Origin of the sequence: Actinomadura sp. NPDC049753 (genome assembly GCF_040674655.1) — a bacterium.
GTDB classification, from domain to species: Bacteria; Actinomycetota; Actinomycetes; order Streptosporangiales; family Streptosporangiaceae; genus Spirillospora; species Spirillospora verrucosospora.
In genome coordinates, this window is record NZ_JBFARL010000294.1 from 1 (window position 1) to 7,472 (window position 7,472).

The 7,472-nt window shown below is 73.7% G+C and carries 6 protein-coding genes; 3 read left to right on the top strand and 3 right to left on the bottom strand.

What is annotated here, in order from left to right; translation table 11 throughout:
- Positions 1-66: 66 nt before the first annotated feature.
- The 3 genes from AB0K37_RS38840 to AB0K37_RS38850 form a co-directional block, all read right to left on the bottom strand.
- On the bottom strand, positions 67-1,371 hold the full coding sequence (locus tag AB0K37_RS38840) for an extracellular solute-binding protein (RefSeq protein ID WP_363990309.1): 1,305 nt from the start codon (positions 1,369-1,371) through the stop codon (positions 67-69).
- A gap of 71 nt (positions 1,372-1,442) precedes the next feature.
- Entirely contained in the window at positions 1,443-2,672 is a 1,230-nt protein-coding gene (ugpC, locus tag AB0K37_RS38845) for a sn-glycerol-3-phosphate ABC transporter ATP-binding protein UgpC (RefSeq protein ID WP_363990312.1), read from the bottom strand.
- Between the two features lie 254 nt (positions 2,673-2,926).
- A complete protein-coding gene (locus AB0K37_RS38850) occupies positions 2,927-4,048 on the bottom strand; it encodes a Xaa-Pro peptidase family protein (protein WP_363990314.1) in 1,122 nt (373 codons plus the stop codon).
- Positions 4,049-4,134: 86 nt separating this feature from the next.
- Here AB0K37_RS38850 and AB0K37_RS38855 point away from each other — a divergent pair, with 86 nt between their 5' ends.
- From AB0K37_RS38855 to AB0K37_RS38865, 3 genes are all read left to right on the top strand, one after another.
- Complete coding sequence (locus AB0K37_RS38855; RefSeq protein ID WP_363990316.1) at positions 4,135-5,055, top strand: 5'-3' exonuclease; 921 nt, start codon at positions 4,135-4,137, stop codon at positions 5,053-5,055.
- A gap of 204 nt (positions 5,056-5,259) precedes the next feature.
- Positions 5,260-5,985 carry a Crp/Fnr family transcriptional regulator gene (locus AB0K37_RS38860; RefSeq protein ID WP_363990318.1) on the top strand — a complete coding sequence of 242 codons (726 nt, stop codon included), beginning with the start codon at positions 5,260-5,262 and terminating at the stop codon, positions 5,983-5,985.
- Between the two features lie 93 nt (positions 5,986-6,078).
- Positions 6,079-7,472, top strand: a 1,394-nt coding sequence (locus AB0K37_RS38865) for an RNB domain-containing ribonuclease (RefSeq protein WP_363990321.1), incomplete at its 3' end; no start/stop codon positions are given.

Consider the following 7,472-nt stretch of genomic DNA (forward strand, 5'->3'; position numbering starts at 1 on the left):
GGCCGTCGCGGCCGGCGGCACCTCCTCATTCGGAGCCTTCATCCAGGGATTCCCTACTTGTAGGCCCTACTTGTACGCCTTGGCCGCCTCGGCCTCCAGCTTGGCCTGCGTGCCCTTGACGTCGGTCGGGTTCTGCACGAACTGGCGCAGCGCCTCCCACTCGCCCTTGCCGGGCGTCGCGCCGAACGCGGCGGGCGCCAGGTCGGACATGTCGTAGCGGGCGGCGTCGCCGGCCTGCTGGAGCTGGGTGATCAGCTGCTTGGCGATCGGGTCGGAGTAGGCGTCGGGCTTGACGTTCTTGTTCGGCGTCAGGTAGCCGCCGAGCCCGGCCCACACCGTGCCCGCCTCGGGCGAGGCGAGGTACTTCATGAGCTCCTGCGCGCCCTTGCCGTCCTTCAGCGCGACCGCGACGTCGCCGCCGAGGATCGCGGGGGCGGTGCCGCCGGCCTTCGGGAACGCGAACACCTTGGCGTCCGTGCCGACCTTGGCCTTGGTGGTGCCGATGTTGGCGGCGGCGAAGTCGCCGCCGTAGACCATGGCGGCCTTCTGCTGGCCGAACACCTGGGTGACCGACTCGTCGAACTTGGTCTTGGTCGCGGTCGCGACGCCGCCGTTCAGGTAGTCGGGCTTGCCCCAGACCTCGGCGAGCGTCTGCAGCGCCTTGCCCACGCTCGGGTCGGTCCACTTGATCTCGTGCTTGGCGAGCTTGTCGTAGTTCTCCGGTCCGGCCTGCGACAGGTAGACGTTCTCGAACCAGTCGGTCAGCGTCCAGGAGTCCTGCGGGCCCGCGGCGAGCGTGAACGGGGTGGTGCCCGCGTCCTGCAGCGTGCCCGCCGCCTTGGTCAGGTCGGCCCACGCCGCGGGCGGCTGGACGCCGGCCTCGTCGAACGCCTCCGGCCGGTACCACAGGATCGACTTGTAGGCGGCCTTGACGATCACGCCGTAGGTCTTGCCGTCGGAGGAGCCGAGCTCCTTCCAGTACGGCGCGAAGTTCTGCCCCACCTGCGAGACCACGTCGTCGCCCAGGGGCTTGAGCGCCCCCTTGCCGGCGTACTGCTGCATGAGGCCCGGCTGCGGCAGGATCGCCACGTCCGGCGGGTTCTTGGCCTCGATGCGCGGGCCGAGGTAGGCGTCGGTGTTCTCACCGGTGGAGGCGTAGTTGACCTTCGCCCCGGTCTTCTTCTCGAACGCCTGCAGGACCTTGCGGAAGTTCGCCTCCTCCGGACCGGTCCACTTGGCCGCGACCTCGATGGTGGTGCCCTTCAGCTCACCCCCGCCGGAGGGCGACGACCCGTCCCCGTCCTTGTCGTCGCCGCCGCAGGCGGCGGCCGCGGACAGCAGCAGTCCCGCCGCGACGGCGGCTCCCGTCACGCGCCTGCCGATGCCGGCGGAGCCGTGTCGGGGGGTGCGGGGGGAGGTCCCCCCGCCGGCAAAGCTGACCCTCATTCCTCATCCTCCCTGGCCGGAGCGGCGTCGCCTGTTCCCCAGATCGACGCGCCGGACTCGATATCGAAGAAGTGCAGGCGGCCGGTGTCGACGCGGATCGTCACCGGGTCCCCCACCTTGACGCGGGTGCGCGGGCTGAACCGCGCGACCAGGTCGGTGCGGGGGCTCTCCAGGTCCCCCAGCACGTCGGTCCCCGCGTCGCGCGCGAGCTCCTTGGTGTCCTCGGTGACGACCTGGGACGCCTCGATCGCGAAGTGCACCAGCACGTCCGAGCCCATCGCCTCGACGAGGTCGGCGGTGGAGGCCAGCCCGGACCCCTCGGGCGTCTCCACGAGCTCGGAGTCCTCCATGTCCTCGGGGCGGATGCCGACGACGACGTCGCCGCCGAGGTGGGACGCCAGGGCCGGGCGCTCGGTCATCACCTCGGCCGGCAGCGTCAGGGTCTGGCCGCCGACCTCCAGGCGCGGGTTCTCCGCGTCGCCGGACAGCGTGCCCTGGATCAGGTTCATGGCCGGTGAGCCGATGAATCCGGCGACGAACAGGTTCGCCGGCCGGTCGTAGAGCTCCTGCGGCGCGGCGACCTGCTGCAGGCGCCCCTTCTTCATCACCGCGACCCGGTCGCCGAGCGTCATCGCCTCGGTCTGGTCGTGGGTGACGTAGATCGTGGTGACGCCGAGGTCGCGCTGGAGGCGGGCGATCTCGGCGCGCATCTGGACGCGCAGCTTGGCGTCGAGGTTGGACAGCGGCTCGTCCATCAGGAACGCCTGCGGCTCCCGGACGATCGCGCGGCCCATCGCGACGCGCTGCCGCTGCCCGCCCGACAGGTTGCGGGGCTTCTTGTCCAGGTAGTCGGTCAGGCCCAGGGTCCGCGCGGCCCGGTCGACCTTCTCGCGGATCTCGGCCTTCGGCAGCTTGCGCAGCGACAGCCCGAAGCCGATGTTGTCGCGCACCGAAAGGTGCGGGTAGAGGGCGTAGCTCTGGAACACCATCGCGACGTCGCGGTCCCGGGACGGCACCCGGTTGACGACCCGCCCGCCGATCGTGACCTCGCCCTCGGAGATCTCCTCCAGCCCGGCGACCATCCGCAGCGCGGTGGTCTTGCCGCAGCCCGACGGGCCCACCAGGACGAGGAACTCCCCGTCGGCGATGTGGAGGTTCAGGTCGGTCACGGCCCGCGTGCCGTCGGGATAGACCTTCCCGACGCTGGTCAGGTCGACCTCTGCCACGGCGTCTCCTCTTCGTCACGGCACGTCGATGCGGAAGAAACTCGGCTTACTCCCGCGTAACAGTGCAACAAGGAGGTACAGGGCCGGACACTCGGATCGCAACCGGGGGAGGCACGCTTCGGCGCATTTGATACAGAGATCGTTACCGAGCCGTTTCCGTCTCAATTTGCGCTGCCCGAAAACACCACGTGGGCATGAACGCGAACCCGTTCATGCCCACGGTCGTCCGGGCGCCCGAACGCCCCGGACCGGCGTCAGTCCACGACCACCAGCCCGCGCTCGGTGACGTTCATCGGCGCGTAGCCCTCCTCGGTGCACACGACGATGTCCTCGATGCGGGCGCCGTGCGGGCCGGGGTAGATGCCGGGCTCGATCGAGAACGCCATCCCGGGCTCCAGCGGCTCGCGGTTGCCGGCGACGATGTAGGGCTCCTCGTGCGACTCCAGCCCGATGCCGTGGCCCGTGCGGTGGAAGAAGTGCCGGCCGTGCCCGGCGGCCGCGATGATGTCGCGGCCCGCCGCGTCCACCTCCTCCGGCGTCGCCCCCGGCCGCACGGCCTCACAGGACGCCCGCTGCGCCTCCTCCAGCACCGCGAAGTACGCGCGGTACTCGGCGGGCGGCTCGCCCACGCAGTAGTTGCGGGTCGAGTCCGAGCAGTAGCCGCTCGGCATCGTCCCGCCGATGTCGACCACCACGGGCTCGCCGGGACCGATGACCCGGTCCGACAGCTCGGCGTGCGGGTTGGCGCCGTTCGGGCCGGAGCCGACGATGACGAAGTCGACCTGCGCGTGCCCCTCGGCGATGATCAAGTCGGCGATGTCGCGGCCGACCTCGCGCTCGGTGCGCCCGGCCCTCAGCAGGTCGGGGACCCGGCGGTGCACCCGGTCGATCGCCTCCCCCGCCTCGCGCAGCGCCGCCACCTCCGCCGCGCTCTTGCGCATCCGCAGCTCCCGCAGCACGCTCCCGGCCGCGACCTGCTCCGCGCCGGGCATCGCGCCGCGGAACCGCAGCGCCATGACCGCCCACATCCGGTCGGCCAGCCCGACGGTCCCCACGTCCCGCGGGAGGCGGCCGGCCACCAGCGCGTAGGGGTCGTCGGTCTCGTCCCACGGCACCAGCTCCAGACCGAGGGACCCCGCCGGCGACTCCTGCGCGGCGGGCAGCTCCAGCCGGGGGACGACCAGGAACGGCTCGCCGCCGGCCGGGACCACCAGGCAGGTGAGCCGCTCGAGCTGCTTGGCGTCGTACCCGGTGACGTACCGCAGGTCAGGGCCGGGTGTCAGCAGGACCGCCCCGAGGCCCGCCTTCTCCGTCGCCTCGCGCACCAGGCCGACACGCTCGCGCGGATACAACTCCGTTGTCACATCCGTCTCCATATCTCAGCTCCTCTCCAGTGGCCGGTACCAGGATCCCAGGAGCGTCCGGGCGCCGGTGACCCGGCCCGCGTGGCAGCATGTGCCCCATGAGCGGGCTGATGCTGCTGGACACGCCGTCGTTGTACTTCCGCGCCTTCTTCGGAGTCCCCGAGTCGGTGACGGCTCCCGACGGGACGCCGGTGAACGCGGTGCGCGGGCTCGTCGACATGATCGCCCGGCTCGTCCAGGACCGGCGGCCGGAGCGGCTCGTGTGCTGCATGGACGCCGACTGGCGCCCGGCGTTCCGGGTGGACGCGCTGCCCTCCTACAAGGCGCACCGGGTGGCCGAGGACGGCGGCGACCAGACCCCCGACGCGCTGGAGGCCCAGCTCCCGGTCATCGAGCAGGTGCTGGACGCCTTCGGGCTGGCGCGCGCGGGCGTCCCCGGCTACGAGGCCGACGACGTCATCGGGACGCTCGCGGTGCGGGGGGCGGCCGACGGGCCCGTCGACATCGTGACCGGCGACCGCGACCTGTTCCAGCTCGTCGACGACCGCGCCCCCGTCTGCGTCCTGTACACCGCGCGCGGGATCCGGAACCTGCAGGTGATGGGCGAGAAGGAGGTCGCGGCCAAGTACGGCATCCCGGGCCGCGGCTACGGCGACTACGCCACGCTGCGCGGCGACCCGAGCGACGGGCTGCCCGGCGTGCCGGGGGTCGGCGACAAGACCGCCGCCGCGCTCGTCACCCGGTTCGGATCGGTCGAGGGGATCCTCGCGGCGCTGGACGCCGGCACCGACGAGGGGTTCCCGGCGGGCGCGCGCCGCCGGATGGAGGCGGCGCGCGAGTACCTGGCCGCCGCCGAGACGGTGGTGCGGGTCGTCACCGACATCGACGCCCCCGAGCTGGCGGGCCTGGACGACCGGCTGCCCGCCGAGCCGCGCGACGCCGAGGCCCTCGTTCGGCTCGCCGACACCTGGAACCTGTCCAGCCCGGTCAACCGCCTGCTGAACGCGCTCTCCCGCTGACCGCCTCCTCGATGCAAATTGCGCCGAGAGTGTCAGATGACACAGACAGCGCGGTCTCCGGCGTGCAGCATTCGGAGCGGTGAGGGGTTCTCCTTGGCACATGAAGGCGACCGGTACCCGCGGCACTTGGGCCTCAACGCCCCACTCCCCCCAATTGCCGCGGGTACCGGTTAATCCGAACCCCGGACCGGAGACGGACGTGCCGTGACCGAGCGGACCCGACCCCGCGGCGGCCTCGCCGCGGGCCCCGGCGGCGGATTCTGGGCCGCGCTGGACGGACCGGAGCGCGCGGCGCTGCGGGCCGCCGGGCGGGCGCGGAGCTACCAGCCGAGAACGCCCCTGTGCTACCAGGGCGACGATTCCGACCACATCATCGTCATCGAGTCGGGCTGGGCGAAGGTCACCTGCGCCGGCGAGGACGGCCGGGCGGTCGTGCTCGCCGTGCGCGGCCCCGGGGACCTGGTCTGCGAGAGCGCGGTGCTCGGCGGCCGCGAGCGGTCGGCGACGGTGCAGGCGCTCGACCACGTCCGGGCGCTGATCGTCCCGGCGGCCCGGTTCACCGCCTTCCTGGACGCCCATCCCCGGGTGTGGCGGCTGGTCAGCGGCACGTTCGTGCGGCGGCTCGACGACGCCGACCGCAGGCTGCGGGCGCACGTGTCGGCGCAGGGGGCCCGGCGGCTGGCGATCCTGCTGTCGGGACTCGCCGAACTGTCGGCCCGGCACGCCCCGCCCGCCGCCGGCGGCGCGGTCGCGATCGGGCCGCCGCTGTCCCAGGAGGAGCTCGGCAGCTGGATGGACGCCTCCCGGGAGACCGTCGCGCGGGCGCTGTCCACGCTGCGGCGCGAGGGCCTGGTCAGCACCGGGTGGCGCAAGATCACCGTGGAGGACCCGCCGGGGCTGCGCGCGTTCGCGGACTCCCCGGAGGACTGAGGCCGCCCGGCCGGAGACCGAGCGGCCGGTCCACCGCCTTTACATTGTAGATTCACAGCGGGATCTGGCGATTCGTCCCGTACGCTCGGTCGTGTGCCGCGCCGAACGCTGCGACTGCGTACCGCCGAGGCCGACGCCGAGGTCCGCGCGGGGCTCGACCGGATCCGCGCCGAGTTCTCGGTGCCCGGCGCGTTCCCGCCCGCCGCCCTCGCCGAGGCCACCGCGTCCGCGCCTCCCCTGAACGGCCGGGTGGACCTGCGCGACGTCCCGTTCTTCACCCTGGACCCGCCCGGCTCGCTCGACCTCGACCAGGCGATGCACCTGGAGCGGCGCGGGTCCGGGCACCGGGTGCGGTACGCGATCGCCGACGTGGCCGGGTTCGTCCGTCCGGGCGGCGCGCTCGACACCGAGGCGCGCGCCCGCGGCGTCACGCTCTACCTGCCGGACGCGAGCTCGCCGCTGCATCCGCGCCCCCTGTCGGAGGGGACCGCGAGCCTCCTGCCCGGCCGGGAGCGCCCCGCCGTGGCGTGGACGATCGACATCGACGACGCCGGGCGGATCACCGGCGTGGACGTGCGGCGCGCCCTCGTGCGCAGCCGCGACCGGCTCGACTACGCCACCGTCCGCCGCGGCGACGGCGACCCGCGGATCGCGCTGCTCGGCGAGATCGGCGAGCGGCTCATCGCGGCGGAGGCCGCGCGCGGCGGTGTGAGCCTGCCGCTGCCCGAGCAGGAGGTCGTGCACGCGGGCGGCGGCTGGGCGCTGAAGCTGCGCGGCGACCTGGCGACCGAGGCGTGGAACGCGCAGATCTCGCTGCTGACCGGGCGGGCCGCGGCCCGGCTGATGCTGGACGGCGGCGTCGGGCTGCTGCGCACCATGCCGCCCGCGCCGGCCGAGGCGGTCGAGCGGCTGCGGCTGGCGGCCCGGGCGCTCGGGGTCTCCTGGCCCGGGGGCGCCTCCTACGGCGACATCGTCCGCGCCCTGGACCCGGCGCTCCCCCGGCACGCGGCGTTCCTGCACGACGCGGCGGGGCTGATGCGCGGCGCCGGCTACACCGCCTTCGACGGGGCGCCGCCGGAGCAGGCCGCGCACGCCGCCGTCGCCGCCCCGTACGCGCATGTCACCGCGCCGATCCGGCGGCTGGCCGACCGGTACGCCACGGAGGTGTGCCTGGCGCTGGCGGCGGACCGCCCCGTCCCGCAATGGGCGCGCGAGGCGCTGCCGCACCTGCCCGAGGCGATGCAGCGGGCGCTGCGGCGCGGCGCCGACATCGACCACGCGTGCGTGGACCTCGTGGAGGCGCTGCTCCTGCGCGACCACGTCGGGGACGAGTTCGACGCTGTGGTGGTGGACGTGAACGGCGACCGCACCGGCGGGCGCGTCCAGCTGGTGGCGCCGCCGGTGTTCGGCCGCTGCGACGGGGAGGGGCTGCCGCTCGGCGAGCACGTCAGGGTGCGGCTGGAAGAAGCGGACCCGGCGCGCCGCCG

Coding starts and splice junctions, on each gene's coding strand:
- AB0K37_RS38850 (WP_363990314.1), bottom strand. CDS start 4,048: ATGGAGACGGATGTGACAACGGAGTTGTATCCGCGCGAGCGTGTCGGC.
- AB0K37_RS38855 (WP_363990316.1), top strand. CDS start 4,135: ATGAGCGGGCTGATGCTGCTGGACACGCCGTCGTTGTACTTCCGCGCC.